At 48.6% G+C, this 1,299-nt stretch carries 2 protein-coding genes; one reads left to right on the top strand and one right to left on the bottom strand.

The annotated features are described in order from the left end of the window. The coding region (gene argS, locus J4G07_21905) for an arginine--tRNA ligase (GenBank protein ID MCE2416639.1) at positions 1-962 on the bottom strand (962 nt) is incomplete at its 3' end. A gap of 192 nt (positions 963-1,154) precedes the next feature. Here argS and J4G07_21900 point away from each other — a divergent pair. After that, the coding region (locus J4G07_21900) for a M55 family metallopeptidase (GenBank protein ID MCE2416638.1) at positions 1,155-1,299 on the top strand (145 nt) is incomplete at its 3' end.

Below are 1,299 nucleotides of genomic sequence, written 5' to 3'. Positions count from 1 at the left end.
GGCACAAAATAGGTATATTCTCCGTTGCTCCGGATGACAACACAGTCTTTATCATCCCCAAAATCTGTCATTTTGAACCATGTCGCGCCTTCCGCTTCGTAGAGATACGCCTTATCGCGGAAGAGTTGAATAATTTCCTCCGGTTTCCCACTCTCCCGGATCGCTTTTTCACTCGACCAAACATCGAAATCGACACCAAAACGTTTTAGAGAACTCTTTTGTTGCGCTAAGATGTGGGCAATGCCTTTGTCGCGGAAAGTTGCCACACGTTCTGCTGTCTCAAGTTGAAGATAGACCTCTCCCTCTGTATCAGCGATAGTTTGCGCGAACTCCCGAAGGTATTCTCCTTGATACCCACCCTCTGGAATTTCTAATCCGTCTTCACCGAGTGCTTGTCGGTAACGGACATCTATCGACTCACCGAGGCGGTCGACCTGTCCACCGGCATCGTTAACGTAGTACTCTCGGACGGCGTTATAACCTATAGCATTTAGGAGATTGACGAGAGTATCCCCGACTGCGGCGGCGCGTCCACTGACGATGTTAAGGGGTCCTGTAGGATTGGCACTGACGAACTCAATTTGGAGTTGCTTCCCTTCTCCTCTGTTGCAGGTTCCGTATGCTTCCTGCAGCGTAGCGATCGTCTGGAGTGTGTCGTAGAGATAGTTATCGGCGAGATGAATATTGATGAAGCCAGCACCGGCAATGTTAATTTGGCGGATAGTTGGATGGGCATCGAGATCGATGTGTGTGACAATTATCTCGGCGATTTTGCGGGGTGCCATTCGTGCCTGTTTTGCGAGTCCGAGGGCAATGGGTGTAGCAAAATCCCCGTGTTCAGGCGTTTTGGTCGGTGAGAACGGGATCTTTGGCATTTCGGATATAGTGAGTTCCCCGGTGGCAACGGCTGCTTGGATCGCACCTTCTATAATATCGTAGATTTCTGCTTTAATTGTGTCCATATAGCAAGTTTAAATTATGTATTCGTCAATTTATGTTGTGAGATTGAGCGTTTTTTGCAACAACAGAATTATATCACAATGCGAAATGTATGTCAAACATTCGTTTGGCGCAATTTGCCGCTTGTCTTTTTAAGGCAAGATGGTATACTGTAAGTTGAAATCTTCTGAACCCAATAGAAAGGGAGTGGAACAATGCGAGTACTCATCATGTCGGATATGGAAGGGGTCAGCGGCATCGTCGTATGGGAGCAGGTGAACGGCGGTGCAGCGATGTTTGAAGAAGGGAGACACCTCTACACGGAGGAGATCAACGCCGCCGTGCGCGGTGCGAAAGCCG

The sequence above is a fragment of the Candidatus Poribacteria bacterium genome (assembly GCA_021295715.1).
Taxonomy (GTDB): domain Bacteria; phylum Poribacteria; class WGA-4E; order WGA-4E; family WGA-3G; genus WGA-3G.
This window is presented reverse-complemented; position numbering and strand designations above follow the sequence as displayed.